Here is a 13,358-nt window from a genome sequence, read left to right as displayed (position 1 = left end):
CCATCCCCCTTTTGGGGGGATATTTATGATGCGTTGCCCATGTATGGATCGGTTTGGGTAATTTCTCCTGTTTCTATTTTACCTGCATAACGGTGTTTAAATGTGGTATTGCCGGTCTGCACAATACTGAAATCGTACCAATTTGCATTTTTAACCAGGTTAAATGAAATATTTGCACTCGATTTTGGTCTGATTGTTACCGTTTTGCTCCCCGATTTGTATTTGTTATCTACAATTTGAAGCGTAACTAAACTGGCGCCCTTGTTCTCGATAGCGAAAACCAGGGTACCTGTAAGTTTTTTGGTTACCAAACCAGCTTGCTCCGGATGTGCTTTTACAATAACGGAAGGATTTTTTTTGCTGCCTGTAAAATGCCTGTAAAAACCATTCGGACCACTTATTGTAAGATCATAAACTTCGTTATCAAAATCATCCAGTTTAATGCTGTCTTTTAACACATCGCCAGCTTTTACCGCATAAGCCCATGTTTTGCCCGCAACACCTTTAAATTTGGAAATGGTACTCATGTTGAAAGGTGCGCCAACGGTTTCTATTTCGCTACCGAACAAGGTTTTTGCCGATTGAAAAGTAAGTGCTAATTCATTGTTAACCAGATTTGCATCAACCGTTAAATGATAAGGCAGGGCACAAGCATGCTTGGTTCCATGCTCTTGCTTAGGGGCATGACTAGATGTTTCAGAAGAAAAGGCTTCGAATTTATTTATTTTTGCAACTTCAGTTTTATTGAGTGCAGTAGGACCAACCTGGGCAGGCTTATTTTTAGCATTACCGATATTGGTTACCACAACATCACGTTTTAGCGGTTCCGGGGATTTGATTTCTTCTCCATTATATGGCCTAAATACTGAGGTTAAATCGCCGCAAATATTCCTTCGCCAATCGCTAATGTTGTTGCTTTTAATGGTTTTACCTGTTTTTTTTGCCAGCCATTTTTCCATAAACATTAATGATGAAGTATGATCGAAAACCTGCGAGTTTACAAAACCACCCTTGCTCCAGGGTGAGGCAATAACCAATGGTACACGATAGCCCAAGCCGATCGGACTTCCCTTTCTTGCTTCAAAATCAGTGGCATAGTTTATTCCTTCAGATACCTTTCCGCTGGTTGGATCATCAGGGTTTGGTACCACGAAAGGAGGCTGATGATCGAAGTACCCATCATTTTCATCGTACGTTAAAACAAAAATTGTTTTTTTCCATACCTCTGGGTTTTTGGTTAAAATGTCCAGGGCTTCGCTTACATACCAGGTTCCATACAAAGGCGAGCTGGTATGATCAGAAAAACGTTGAGGCGCAACCAACCACGAAACCGTTGGTAATTTTCCGCTGTCTACGTCTTTTCTAAACTGATGAAAAATATCGCCTTTAGGCACATTAATCGTTTCAAACTTCCCTTGGTCATTCTTAAAAGTAAATGGTTCAAGATCAAGATAATCTTTTTGAGAAATGTTGGTCGTAAATGCTTTATCTACTAAGTTTTTTTCCTTTTGGGATAATTTATCGTATTTCTCCTGAACCTCTTTTGCGGTTAAAGCCGGTTTAACGGTATTATCGCCATTTTTTCGAAAGTAAGCAGATAATTTAACGTTGTGCCTGCTGACGTATTCTACAGGATTATCGCCGTAATTACCCAACCAATCATCTATTTCGCCTGCCGGAAGTTTGGAGGTCCACAATTCGTTTTGGTAAATGCGCCAATCGATGCCATTATCTTCTAATGTTTCCTGAAAGGTTGGCCAATCTACGAATACATTATTTTGCGATTCGGCCTGATCGTTATTGACCACCGCAACCCGGTTTGCACTTTTTTCTCCGCGAACAGTTCCTGTAAAAAAGAACAGTCTGTTTGGCGTTGTACCGGTTAGCGATGAGCAAAAATGCTGATCGCAAATGGTAAAAGCATCGGCCATGGCATAATAGAAAGGAATATCATTCCGATCATAATAAGCCAATGTCATTGGTGTTTTAACGGGCAGCCATTTATCATAACGGCCACCATTTCGCGCAGCAACCTGGTCATTCCACGAATGTGGTAAACCGCCTTGCCAGGTGATTTTGGTTTTGTTAATGTCTACATGAAAAGGGGCATAGGTATATCCTTGCCCGTCTTTCTGCAACCAAACTTTGTTTCCATCAGGCTGAATGTGTGGATGGGGATCATTAAACCCCCGCACACCTTTCATTTTACCGAACATATGATCGAACGATCTGTTTTCCTGCATCAGAAAAACAATGTGTTCTGCATCGTAAAATGTGCTACCCGGTTCAGGGTTAATCGACATGGCTTTTAGCACCGAACTGGGCAAGGTATTGGCCATACCAGTGGCTCCGGCAAACAAGGCCGCTTTTTTTAGAAATTCTCTACGTGAGTCCATAAATTATACAATATAGCTTAGATACCGCAAGTTATAATTTCAGTAGTCAATTAGCAATTTTCAGTTGACAGTTAATTTATGGCGCTAATCAGTATGAAGGTTCTTAGTCAATTTAATTATGACCATTGACTAATGGCTAATCAACTATTGAACGAACAAATTACTTCTGAAACACCCTCACATAGTCTACTTTCATACTTGCAGGGAATACAGCGTCATCTACGCCTTTTTTTCCACCCCAGCCACCGCCTACTGCTACATTTAAAATAATATGGAAGTTTTGATCGAATGGCCAGTCGCCAGATCCTTTTTTCGTATTTTTAAAGGTGAGGTATTTTTGGTCATCAATAAAAAAATCTATTCTATCGGTAAACCATTCTATAGCATAAATATGATATTCGGTATAAGGATTATCAACCTTTAAAGCCTTGCCAATCTGCGTTTTGATTACGTGGTTAAACTTCTCGGTGTGTACCGTTCCATGAACGCTATCCGGATCATAACCTACATGTTCCATAATATCAATTTCGCCGCTCTTTGGCCAGCCTCCGTATTTCCCTTCGGTTGGTAAAGCCCATATGGCAGGCCATAAGCCCCTGCCTTTTGGCAACATGGCGCGAACTTCTACCCTTCCGTATTTAAAATCGAATTTATTTTTCGTTACCAATCTGGCCGAAGTATAATGGTTGTTTTCTTTGTCTGCTTTTACCGCAGTAATATTCAGATTCCCTTTTTTTACAATTGCATTTGTGCTATCTGCATCGGTATAATATTGAAGCTCATTATTGCCCCAGCCCTTTCCGCCTACATCGTAACTCCAGTTTTTTGCTAAAGGTAATCCGGCATCGTTAAATTCATCAGCCCATTTCAGCTTCCAGCCCTTTGCAACAGGTGTTTTTTTGAGTTCTTCGAAAGTTAACTCTGGTTCGTTAGTGGTGATATAATCAACCTGATGTGCTAAAAGCCATTGAATTTCAGGAACTGTATTTACGGTCCAGGCGTTTACCGTTAATCCTAATTTGTGGGCATTTTCAATCCACCCATCTTTTTGGTAAACGCTAAAATGATAGTCAACACCAGTTAATTTATCTGCTTTCATTTGTTCGGCACTGATTTCACCTTTTAAGTAGGCTACTTTTGCTTTTGGCAGGAGCGCTAAAATCCGCTTGCAGTAATCATAATCAAAACTGATATATTCTGTCCAATCCACTACGCCAAGTTTCTGAACCATTTCAACGCATTTATTGGTCACCTCAATTCCACGTTCTTTACTAATTAACGAAGGTTTGATCTCTAAAATCAGTTTAGTTGTTCTTTGCTTTTTACCTTCCAATAGATAGGCTTCGAGCGTTGGGATTTTTTCGCCATTGCTCATCGTTTTGGTCAATAAATCTGCATAATTTACTTTCTCGATAACCAAACCCTGAAATTCGGGATCGTGATTAATGACCAAAACATTGTCTGCGGTCATCCACACATCGAATTCCGATCCATAACAACCCAGCTTTACGGCTTCGTTTAATGAAGCGATAGAATTTTGGGGGAAATTATTTTTCTTCCAAGCGCCACGGTGGGCAATTACCTGGTTTTTGTTCCAGTTAAATTTTTGAGCAAAAGAGGCGGTAAAAATGAACAACATTAGTGCAGAAATAAATATTCGTTTCATATTTTGGTTTTATGATGATTGATCTGAAAATCATGATCGTTCCATCTCAATTGAAAACAATTTTATGGGATGAAAGATCAAAAGTAGATTTTTAGCCCGAAAACAAAATAAAGTTAATGTAACCATTATATGAACAAAAACAAAAAAGCTTATCCATCCAGATAAGCTTTTCGTTCATTAACTATTAAACATTCCACCCCTTCTACAAGGTGTAATTCTTATTTATTTGGAACCAGTTTCATTAATGGGTTCTGTTTTCATTTTATACTTACTGGCATAGGTAGCAGCCATTTTCACAAACCTGTTATAAGCTGCTTCATCCTGAGCGCGTTTATTTACTGCCGCAGCAGTTTTCATAAACTCAAGCCCACTATCATCTGTAACAATGGCATCAGCCCATTTACAAAAGAGCTTCAAAACTTCTGGAGTAAAACCATTCTTAACCAATAATGTGCTATAAAGCGCATTGAAGTGATATTGATATAAAACAGGATTTTTTATAGCGAATTTCAGAAAACCTAAGGTATCTTTTTTCATCGCCAGGAAGTATTTATTTCCCAAAATTTGCAGGCATATTTTCCATGTTTTTTCTGCGAAATATTTTTTCTGACTCGCCAAAAAGTCTTCAAAAGCAACATCATTTAAATTTGCCTTTAGTGCTTTGGCCAACTTTAGGTTTAAACCATAATCTATCACCGGCTGCAACACATCGGCTCCATAAAGCGATACAAAACCATTATAATCGGCAAAAATGGTTTCAATAGCCTTTTCATCAGCCGATCTGGTAACCAGATAAGGCAACAAGGCATTCTCGGCTTTAAAGTTTTTTAAAGTATCGCTATAGTTCGCTAAGATAGCTGGGGTTATTCCCTTTCGGGTTCTACAGAATTCTACATAAAACGGCGGGTATTTTTTTTCATCATATCGCGTAGAAAAACCAGCTAAAAACTTCTGTTGGTTTGCTTTTTGGCGCGCATCGGCAAACAATGCGAGCAAATTCCCCGGATCTTTGTAGCCAGATGACGAGCTGATTAATTTTCCATCACCATTTAACACCAGGAAAGTTGGGAATCCATTTAAAATATGCTGCACTTTTAAGGTATCGCCAAGCTTATCCTTAAAGATATCCACTTTGAGCATCAGGAAATTTTTGTCCATTTCTGCTTTAACCAGCTCGTTCGGAAAAACATTTTCATCCATTTGAGCACATGGGATACAGCCTGTGAAATAACAATCGACAAAAATAAGTTTGTTCTCTTTTTTGGCTTGTTTCAATACGCTGTTTAAGGATTGATTTTGTGCCAGACAGCCTATAACAGCGAACATCAGGCAAATGGTATGGATTATTTTTTTCATAAATCTATTTTTTGGTTATTGAGATATTTTGTTTTTCTCCATTTACAGTGTAGGCAATTTTGAAGATTTTACCTGCCGGAGCACTTAAAATCGTAAGCATTTTTTTGCTGTCTTTAAGCAAAACTGGGGCTGCAATGCCATCAATACTTTCAATTATCTGTCCTGCTTTTATCGTCTCGCTTTCTACCGGAGCAACCACACTTAATAACTTTAATTTTCCATCCTGATCAAAACCGAACAGATAAGCACCCAAAACAAAATCGCTAGGGAAATTTAGTGTATGGTTCGGGACGAAATGGATTTCCTTTTTCTGTAGGTTAATGGTGAAATTATAACGCTCTATGGTTCTGATGCCGATTGATCCATCAAAGCCCGGATTCCAGTTTTCACTCTGGCCACCTCCAGCCATGAGGGTAACGGGAAAATTTGTGAGTTTAGGCATGTTGGAAAAAGAGAATGCCGCAGCCCTTCCGCTGTAGGTAGGTGTGCTGATGCCCATACTTGTTGTGGTACCGTTATATTCAGGTTTAAAACCACTTACCAATAGTTTATTCTTTTTTACAAATGGCCTGAAACAAATGAGATTGTATGCTGCGCCAGTATCAAAAACAAATTCGCCTGCATGTTCCTGGCCAGGCATTATGCTTACCTCACCCGGAATAATAAATAACCCTGCAGGTACGGTAACCGGAACCGATTTCCCCTGGTCTTGGTACTCGTAATAGCCAAAATTATAAAGCGAAAGTTCTTTTTTATCGAAATCTACTTTGGTGATGTAGTTTTTGGCAATGCTGTTTCCGATAATACCGTCACTTCCTTTATGCATTTCGGGAAAAATGGCAAAACTTTGGTTTTTTAGCTTAAAAGTATCCAGCTGAATGGTATTTCCTTCTGAAACCGAGATCTGCATATTGCCCCCTACAACCGAGGTGTTTTGTTGGCGACTAGCTTTTATACCTACAGAATCGGCAAGGGCTTTGGTAATGGCCATTCCATCTGCACCTGTATCAAAAAGTAGTTTTAGCGGTCGCTGGCTATTGTTTACCTTAACCGTTAAAATGATAGCGCCATCTTTCACTTCGAAGGGGATTTTAGCAATTAATACCGATTTTTTATACCGGTTCATGCCATAAAACTGATCGAAAATATCGGTGTAAAGGATTTTGTACTGCGCATCGGTGTAAATGGTGCTTTCTTTACCTGCTTTTGCTTTGTTAAACGGTATCACGGTAAGTTGAACATTTTCGTTCTGTTTTACCTCGTTTTTCAATTGAAGCGAATCGCAGGCATAACGTTCCAAAATCGCTTTTAACATGTTATCGGTCGATGGTCTGGAGTAAGCGGCAATAGAAAAATTGCTGCTTAAATTCTCCATTATTGGGTCGATAGATTTTTGAGCAAACATTTTATTCATGCTTTCTATTATCGTTTTGGCGTTTTGTGCCTGCACATTTAGCGCCGATCCCAAGACGCTCAAAAACAGTATTGCTTTAATTTTCATTTTATCTGAGTAGGTGGATTTAAAATCCATAAATTTTTTCGAGGGCCAGGTCAATATCATCAGTAGCACTCGAGGTAATACGAAGTATTATTTTACCCTCGCTGCTGAGCAGTATCTTGGTTGGGAAAGCCATAATGTTATAGTCTTTTACCAAATTCTGCTTATCCATATCCTCATTATTAAGCACATTGATATAGGTGAGCCCATCTTCTTCGATAGCCTTAAGCCAGGCTGTGCGTGCCTCGCTAAGTAATTTTTTCTGCTCTTGTGCTATGGCTATAATTTCAAAACCTTTGGATTGGTATTTTGCGTATAATGCCTTAAGATGTGGGTTACTGGCCCGGCAAGGCCCGCACCAGCTGCCCCAAAAATCGAGCAGTACAGTCTTTCCCTTAAAATCAGCCAAATTGATGGTTTTGCCATGATTGTCGGTTTTCAGAAAACCAATGGCATCCGATCCTTCAGGTGTAGCACTTATTTTTTTGATGTATGCCTTGATCCTCTCTGCAATAGGATGGTTTTTATATTTGGATGATAAACTGTTCCACGTGGAAATAAAATCGCCTGCGGTATACAGGTTTTGCATTCGGGTTAATAAAAATACAGAAGCAAAGGCATCCGGATGGTTTTTAACAAAGTCGCGCTTTACGTTAACCAATTTTCTGTTTATTGCAGTAGCCTCAGCACTAAGCGCCTTTGATTGCGCCGCATTCGTATTTTTTTCTCCATTAAAAAGCAACTGCATAATTTCGTAATTACGCATTTCATCTTTTTTTACCAGCTGTTTATAGGTGTCAAACACATGGTTTTCTTCATCTCCACTTACTTTAGCAAACTGAACCAATAAGGCATCGCCAGTTATTTGTATGCTTTTATCAAAAACAAACAGATCGAGAACGGGCGCCGGATTCGACACGGTTTTGTTGTCGTTTGTCGCATTTAAACCCCTTGATATCGAAACATCAAACCGGGCAATGGCAGGTCTTTGCAAACGGGGCACCTTTAAAGAAAAGGCATCGTTACTGGCATTTGCCCTGTAACTTCTGGATACACCAGCATCATCAGCAAAAGAAATCCAAACCGATTTATTTCCCAGGCCTTTTAATCGCCCGCTAATTTGTATGCTATCATTCTGGCAATATGCCCTGGGTAAAAAAAAGAGCAAAAGCGTAGCCAGCAATAGTTTTTTTATTGTTATCATTTGGTAAAAGAAAATGTAAAAAGCTTTGCCGCCGAGATAGCGGCAAAGCAATAACCTAATTGGCTAGCGTTTTTTGCAATAAAGCTTTTAACTCTGGCTGAGAAGGACGGGGTGAATCAACGGTTACAATTTTGCCCTGTTTATCGAAAACCAAAAAACGGGGAATGGTATTAATTTTATAGTATTTAGAAAACTCATTAGCTGGTCCGCCTGCAAAAAGCTGTAAGCCGCCCAAATTTTCATCTTTGATCATTTTAAGCCATTTTTCTTTATCCTTTTCAGCATCGGTAGATAAACTGATGATCTGCACATCTGTCCCTTTCATCTCCTCTTCCAGCTTCTTTAGAAATGGAATTTCAGCCTTACAAGGTCCGCACCAGGTTGCCCAGGTATCAACCAATACCACCTTTCCTTTAAAATCTTTCAAGCTATGCATTTTACCATTGTTGTCTGCATAAGAAAATTCGTAAGCATCGGTACCTGGTTTATAGGTTAATAAGGGGTTCATAATGTTGCTGCTACGCTCTTTTTGTGCTTTGGTAATCACGTATTTATCATATTTTGCCATTAAGGTTTGATAATCGCCTATTGCTTTATAACCGGCAGCATTTTCTAAAGCCAAATCACCCTTTAAAGTGTCATTTGGAAGATAAGAAGCAAAAATATCTACTCCCTCTACTCCTCTTTTATAGGCTTTGCCATCCTGACGCATATTTACACTGATGATGCCCAAAAGGGTGCGGTAACCCCATGGATAATTGTACACCTTATCGGTTGTTTTTGCGAAATCTACTGCTTTTAAACTGCTGTAAAAATTACTGTACTCTTCAACCGAAGGATGTGCAGAACGGGGTGTATTTAAAAAGTTAGTCGCATAACTGGCCAGATCTAAAGCCATAATATCTTTAATCTGTTTATCAAATTTTGCGTTACCTGTGCTTTTTCCGTTTAAGAACGTTTTACTTTTCGCTACAATTTCTTCTTGTTGAGGGAAATAATCAACAAAAGTACTCTGCACTTTCATAAAGTTGATGGCCTTTTGCTCCAATGGAAAAGTTAAATCATGCCACTGCGTTAATACCACATTTTCTTTTGAGTTTAGTTTTCCGGTTAATACGTAACTCGAATCCAACAGACTTATTGATAACTGCTCGCCTCCCTTAAAATAGAATTTATAATTATCGTTCGGGCTGTTTTCGTTACCTGTACCGATTACATATAAACCTTCGTACTCCGGATAGAACAAAAAACCAAACTGGCCATTGGCACTTGGACTGGCATTCGCAATTTCTATACTCTTTCCGTATTTCACCTTAAATAGTTTAACGGCTGATGATCTTTTCTTTTTTAAAAGACCTTTTACTTCAACTGGCGCCTGCGCCATTGCGGTAAGTGTAATGATGCACAAAACGGTGCTTAATAATGCTTTAATTTTCATTGGTTTAATTTGTATGTTGAAGAATTTTGATTAACGCTCTCTGTAAGTTAGACTCTTAATTTTTCCGAAGCCGCTATAATTGTTATATGGTATCAAATCGCCATTTACAGGTGGAACAGTATAAACGTTAAGGCTTCCGTTTTGACCTTCAGGTAATGCCAGATCGTATGATGCAACCATTAACTTATTTGAGTCTTTGTATTTTGTGGTATTCTTAAACTCATAAAACTGTAAGAAAGAGATTTTCTTCGTTCCCATATCAAGCATCAGTTTGGTCGATTTTAAAGACATATCGTATTCGTAAACTTTACCGCCAACGCTATAAAAAATATAACCTAAATCAGGGCTTACCGCATAGAATTCCGCATTGGCAAAATCTGTTGCTAAAATCTCGGCATAGTAAGACTGGGCATTGTTACCGCTGTTAAATCGGGCCAGGTAGCGTTTTGATGAGCTGGGATCTTTGAGCACACTAAATACCTCACCGCCATTAAAGGCTACCCATTGCATATAAACCAAATCCATTCCGGTAGTAAAATTGAACAACTTCTGTGCATCCGGAGGGTTTGGCAATGTTGTACAAGTTGCCGCTGAACCAGTATGTTTTACAAATCTACGGTTGGTGGTATCGTAAAATATAGCATGTGCGTTACTCACAATAGCCGGATTTCCTGCAATGAAAGGAGCAACCTTAAATCCTTTTTGCTCGGCTGTTATATAATTTATGGGCGCAGAATAATATATGCTTTGTACTCGCTCGTAATAATAAGCATCCTGATTTCCAATCATATATGCGGCGCTTCCTGCGCGTTGTTTAATAACATCTGCATAAAAACCCTCAGGAATGTTTCCATACATCTCATATGTTAACCCCATGGTTTTTGTCCATTTAAATGTATTAGGGTCGACCTTTTGAGTGCTTTTATCAGTACCGAAATAAACACCATAACTAATTTGATCGGGGCCAAGTAAAAGACCCGTGTTATAGGTATAAGCCATTACGGGTTTTCCATCTAGTTTTAGGTCTGAGCCAGTTGTGGCCAATAAATCTATAATCAAGTCGAAGGCATTGTTGGTATTTAACGAAAGCATATCTACTCTGGCTTTTCCCGATACATCACACATCAGCATCCAGCCTTCATTGATCTCATTTACCACTTTTAATGTAAAAGGATACCTGAATTTAACTCCGGTATTTTTATCAGTAACAGAATAATAGAACTGATAAGTACCAGCAATAATTGTCATTTTTAAATCGAGGTTCCTTGTTGTGGCCAATGTAAAAAGCTTTGAGCCGCCTAATCCATTCGGCCCAATGTAAGACCACTCGTAACTGTATTTGGATTCGTCTGCTCCGGCATCCTGTGTAAACTTCAAATCAGGTTTTAAAACGAATTGTTTACTATATATTGCAGTTAAATCTGGCGCAATACCCCCAACAGCAGATAATTCATTTATATCATTATAATTGTAATTGCCCAGGTCTTTTTTACAGGCATTAAACCCTCCTGTAATGCAAAGCGCAATTATTAATATATATTTCTTGAAAGTCATAATCAATTAATTTAAGAGATAGATTTATTGAACAGAAGAACCCATAATCATTTCTGATCCGTCTTCTTCGTAAATGGTTTTTCCTGCTGCTTTTTGATCGTTCAAATAACGCTGCATAAATTTTCCATATGCAGTAAGCTCAGCAATCGACATCGAGGTGTCCATGTAGGCCGGGTCTATCCCCAATACCTGAACAATCAAACTCAACTTTTTCCTAGTAAAAGTACCTAGGTACCCATCTAACCACCTACCTGGTTTTTTAATAATATCATTTATAAACCACCGGTATCTGATAAAGCTTAGTCTTTGCCCCGTGGTAGCATTAATTAATTTATCTACCATATCGGCACTAAAGTTTTCGTTGGCTTCGAGCTTAAAAAACAGTGTAAAATTCTGTGCCTGCATATCAACAGATCTATGAAATTTAATCTTAACGGTATCCTGAAGTTTATTTTTTTTGATACTGAATGTTTGAGGTAAAGCATCGTAATGTTTTCCTTCTATGGCCGTCGAAACCGGATCGATTATCAGTTTATAAGAACGGTCTTTATCGCTTACTGTACCAGTTGTTTTGATTATCATATTTACAACTGAATCTGTACTTTTCGCCAAGGAAAAAGACATCACGGTCGAATCCCTAATTACTTCGCCAGTAAAAGCGGGCAATCTCCCAGCTTCATTAAAATAGATATTGTTTTTACCACTGTAGGTTTCCAGGTTTTTTTTGCAAGAATTTGCCAATATCAATATCAGTAAACCTGCAGTATAAAATTTAATTTCTTTCATTGGATTAATTTTTTTTGGTTAACGATATTGACTTTCTGATAATGGTAATGGCACTACCGGAACAATGGTAATATTGCCACTGCCGGTTCCGTTACCTACCGAGGTTACATTCCGGCGTTTGTAGTAATAAAACAGCTGTCCTTCTCCAAAAAATTCCTTTTGATATTCTTTTTGTAGTTCGGTATTTACATTCACGGTAGTAGATAGGTTAGCTAAGCCCCTGTTAAGACGCACCACATTTAATTGGTTAATCCCATCTGCAGCAACTGGTTCACATTCAGCAGCGATGTAGTACATCTCACTAATTTTTAAAAGCGGAATGGTAAACCTGAAAGTTTTGGTTTTATCTACAACATCTGCATATTTATAAAAGGTTCTGTAGCTTTTTATACCAGTTGATGGGATCTGCCAATTTAAGTTATACCTATAATCGCTTTCGTTAGATTCGAAAACGGCTGTTAATCTTGCTGGTGCAGGCGCCAAAATGTTGCCCTCTGTAACCGCCGGATCAAACAGCGCAAGGTAATTGTTGTAAAGCTGGGTATTCATTGTCCCAAATATCATTTCAGTAGAAAATACACGGTCAGGATTTACTTTCTCACTTAAGGCATTGGTGGTGGTAGTCCACTTAAATTTATCGGCCTGCTGAATAACTGATTTCGCTGCCGCGAGTGCCGATACTTTGTCTCCGCGATATAGGTAGGCTCTGGCCAATAAACCTTTAACAGCATAATAATTTAAGCGGTAGTTGCGACTATTGTTAACAAAATCAACCTCCGCATTTGCAGCGGGAGGATTAATCCCCGCAGTAATAATGATATCATTTTTGAGTAATTCTTCTGCGTGCTGAAGATCGCTCAAAACCTTTTGCATGATTTGATTTGCGGGCAAAAGCGGATTAATTTTCGATTGACTGTTTTCGTAATATGGAATAGATTGTTTGGTCGAATCTGCTGAATTGTATTTAGGGCCATATAGTCTTAAAAGATCCAGGTGAAGTAAAGCCCTCATGGCCAAAGCCTCTCCCTTATAAAGAGATTCCGTTTTCGTATCCAATACGCCAGTATATTTCTCAAGATTTTCTAAAAAACTATTGATATTTAGAATCGTAGAATAGGCGTCAGTCCAAATGGCATCGAATTTGGTGGTTGCCGGTTTATCCCCATAGGCATAAGAGGCAATTTTATATAAACTATGCGTTGATGGCACATTATATCGCTGTGCTAAAATCTCCACTGTAGAAAGGGTAAGGTTTTCTCCATATAGATTAGATTTAGCCAGGTTTATATACAAGCCATTTAATGCCGTATTAATTCCGCTTTTGCTTGAAAATACCTGCGCTTCTATAACCTTATCTTCTGGTTGAACGTTAAGGAATTTTTTGCAAGCGCCCAATAACAGCGTCAATACAATTGCTGCTACAGATAATTTTATACAATTCTTTTTCATCTATATATTTA

9 protein-coding genes are annotated in these 13,358 nt (G+C 38.6%); all 9 read right to left on the bottom strand.

The genetic code is table 11. The features are described 5' to 3' along the window. Positions 1-23: 23 nt before the first annotated feature. The gene (locus HDC90_RS10810; protein ID WP_184466186.1) at positions 24-2,396 is read right to left on the bottom strand and encodes a phosphocholine-specific phospholipase C; all 2,373 of its coding nucleotides are present in this window, start codon (positions 2,394-2,396) and stop codon (positions 24-26) included. Between the two features lie 160 nt (positions 2,397-2,556). Continuing rightward, positions 2,557-4,062, bottom strand: a complete 1,506-nt coding sequence (locus HDC90_RS10805) for a family 16 glycosylhydrolase (RefSeq protein ID WP_184466184.1) — start codon at positions 4,060-4,062, stop codon at positions 2,557-2,559. Positions 4,063-4,284: 222 nt separating this feature from the next. Beyond that, positions 4,285-5,418: a thioredoxin family protein gene (locus tag HDC90_RS10800; RefSeq protein ID WP_184466182.1), complete on the bottom strand. Its 1,134-nt coding sequence runs from the start codon at positions 5,416-5,418 to the stop codon at positions 4,285-4,287. Between the two features lie 4 nt (positions 5,419-5,422). Next, a complete protein-coding gene (locus HDC90_RS10795; protein WP_184466180.1) occupies positions 5,423-6,919 on the bottom strand; it encodes a retropepsin-like aspartic protease in 1,497 nt (498 codons plus the stop codon). 19 nt (positions 6,920-6,938) lie between these two features. After that, entirely contained in the window at positions 6,939-8,120 is a 1,182-nt protein-coding gene (locus tag HDC90_RS10790; RefSeq protein WP_184466178.1) for a TlpA disulfide reductase family protein, read from the bottom strand. A gap of 55 nt (positions 8,121-8,175) precedes the next feature. After that, positions 8,176-9,558, bottom strand: a complete 1,383-nt coding sequence (locus tag HDC90_RS10785; protein ID WP_184466176.1) for a TlpA disulfide reductase family protein — start codon at positions 9,556-9,558, stop codon at positions 8,176-8,178. Positions 9,559-9,588: 30 nt separating this feature from the next. Continuing rightward, positions 9,589-11,112 carry a PKD-like family lipoprotein gene (locus HDC90_RS10780; protein ID WP_184466174.1) on the bottom strand — a complete coding sequence of 508 codons (1,524 nt, stop codon included), beginning with the start codon at positions 11,110-11,112 and terminating at the stop codon, positions 9,589-9,591. A 24-nt stretch (positions 11,113-11,136) separates the two neighbouring features. Further along, positions 11,137-11,898 (bottom strand): DUF4843 domain-containing protein, encoded by a 762-nt coding sequence (locus HDC90_RS10775; RefSeq protein ID WP_184466172.1) that lies wholly within the window; start codon positions 11,896-11,898, stop codon positions 11,137-11,139. An 18-nt stretch (positions 11,899-11,916) separates the two neighbouring features. Then, entirely contained in the window at positions 11,917-13,347 is a 1,431-nt protein-coding gene (locus tag HDC90_RS10770; RefSeq protein WP_184466170.1) for a RagB/SusD family nutrient uptake outer membrane protein, read from the bottom strand. Positions 13,348-13,358 lie beyond the last annotated feature (11 nt).

It is taken from the genome of Pedobacter sp. AK013, assembly GCF_014205835.1.
Classification (GTDB): Bacteria; Bacteroidota; Bacteroidia; order Sphingobacteriales; family Sphingobacteriaceae; genus Pedobacter.
Note: the sequence above shows the minus strand (reverse complement) of the source record. Positions and strands in the feature narration are given on the sequence as shown.

Bases quoted from the DNA above. Each gene is read 5' to 3' on its own strand.
- HDC90_RS10780 (WP_184466174.1), bottom strand. From the start codon at position 11,112: ATGACTTTCAAGAAATATATATTAATAATTGCGCTTTGCATTACAGGA.
- HDC90_RS10810 (WP_184466186.1), bottom strand. From the start codon at position 2,396: ATGGACTCACGTAGAGAATTTCTAAAAAAAGCGGCCTTGTTTGCCGGA.
- HDC90_RS10785 (WP_184466176.1), bottom strand. From the start codon at position 9,558: ATGAAAATTAAAGCATTATTAAGCACCGTTTTGTGCATCATTACACTT.
- HDC90_RS10790 (WP_184466178.1), bottom strand. From the start codon at position 8,120: ATGATAACAATAAAAAAACTATTGCTGGCTACGCTTTTGCTCTTTTTT.
- HDC90_RS10805 (WP_184466184.1), bottom strand. From the start codon at position 4,062: ATGAAACGAATATTTATTTCTGCACTAATGTTGTTCATTTTTACCGCC.
- HDC90_RS10770 (WP_184466170.1), bottom strand. From the start codon at position 13,347: ATGAAAAAGAATTGTATAAAATTATCTGTAGCAGCAATTGTATTGACG.
- HDC90_RS10795 (WP_184466180.1), bottom strand. From the start codon at position 6,919: ATGAAAATTAAAGCAATACTGTTTTTGAGCGTCTTGGGATCGGCGCTA.
- HDC90_RS10775 (WP_184466172.1), bottom strand. From the start codon at position 11,898: ATGAAAGAAATTAAATTTTATACTGCAGGTTTACTGATATTGATATTG.
- HDC90_RS10800 (WP_184466182.1), bottom strand. From the start codon at position 5,418: ATGAAAAAAATAATCCATACCATTTGCCTGATGTTCGCTGTTATAGGC.